This window comes from Klebsiella sp. 18074 (genome assembly GCF_902705905.1).
Classification (GTDB): domain Bacteria; phylum Pseudomonadota; class Gammaproteobacteria; order Enterobacterales; family Enterobacteriaceae; genus Klebsiella; species Klebsiella terrigena.
On record NZ_CACSIS010000083.1, the window covers coordinates 1 to 1,465 of the forward strand.

The window sequence follows — 1,465 nt, forward strand, 5'->3', positions numbered from 1 at the left end:
CGGTAAGTGTCAAGATAGTTGGCACCCCCGGTTAATTTAGGCTGCCTGTTTTCCCCGCTCTGGATTCAGCATTACCTCGCCTATCGGTTGCCAGTTCCGTGTCCTGCCGGACCAACGCTCAGGGCGTTGCGCTTTTGCCATCTGGTACACCTCATCCCGCTTCTTCAGCACCGTGCCATCTTCACCACGGTGCCGTTGGCCTGGCGTTACGTACCTGATGCCGCTATGTCGATGCGTCTCGTTATACCATTGGGTAAAACTCTCTACCCATTCACGCGCATCATCTAACGTGTCGAACCCCGATGACGGCCACTGCGGTACATATTTCAGCGTCCTGAACAGCGATTCCACATAGGCATTATCGTTACTGACCCTTGGCCGGCTGTGAGACGGCGTTATTGCCAACTCATGCAGCTTCATCTGCAACGTCTGCGACTTCATCGCCGCCCCATTATCCGCATGCAGCACCGGCGGACATTGCCAGCATCCTTCCCGACGTACCGTGCGCTGTATCAGGGCGGCTGCCTGCTCGCCACTTTCTGTTTCATGCACTTCATATCCCACGATTTTTCGGCTGAAGAGGTCTTCCACCAGATACAGGTAAAACCAGCGTCCCTTCACCGTTGACGGTATCCACGTGATGTCCCACGTCCACACCTGATTCGGCCCACTGGCCTGCCAGGTCGTTGCCGGGGTGACTTTCTGTGCCGCTCGCTGTCGTCCCCGGCGATGCGCTTCTCCATGCCGACGCAGCACACGGTAGAAGGTTGATTCACTCGCCATTATCAGCCAGCTCCGGCACGATTTGTGACGGGGGCAGGCTGGCATACGCGGGTTGATGGCACACCGCCAGTATCTGTTGCTCTTCTTGCGCACTTAGCCGGTTCGCCGGCGAGGGTCTGACTGCGCTGGCACGCTTGTCCTCCATCGATATTTGCCAGCGTCGCCACGTCCGTTCACTTAATCCGGCTTCAGTGAGCGACACCGACAACCGAACGCCTGACACCATCGCTTCGCGCACATAACCCACCAGGACCTGTCGCTCTGTGCCGGATGTCAATCGTCCTCGTCGGTTTCCCCGTAGTAGTCCCGCAACTGCTTTCGGAGCACCAGTATCGCTGCCGCCTCCGCCAGCGCCTTTTCTTTACGAACCAGTTCGCGTTTCAGTTGCTTGACTTCTTTCTGGCTTTGTCTGAGCGCGGCTTTATCATTAGGCGAAGATACCTGCAAAAATCCTTGTTTCCACTGACTAATCTGCTCAGGATAAATCCCTTTCTTACGGCAGTATTGCGCCAGTTCCGCTTCACTGAGTGTGGCGGTTTCGATAATCACTGCCAGCCGGGCATCGGCTGACCATTGGTCTGTGGTTTTGTCTGCACCCGGCACCGGTATTCCCTCTGCTTTCGCCTTGTTACGCCAGTTATAGAGGGTAGCTTCTGATATCCCTTCCATCTGTGCAACTGCG

At 56.2% G+C, this 1,465-nt stretch carries 1 pseudogene; it reads right to left on the bottom strand.

Annotation, left to right across the window (positions count from 1 at the left end):
* Window positions 1-36: 36 nt before the first annotated feature.
* Window positions 37-1,465, bottom strand: a pseudogene (locus GVK32_RS28600) (IS3 family transposase); the annotation flags it as partial.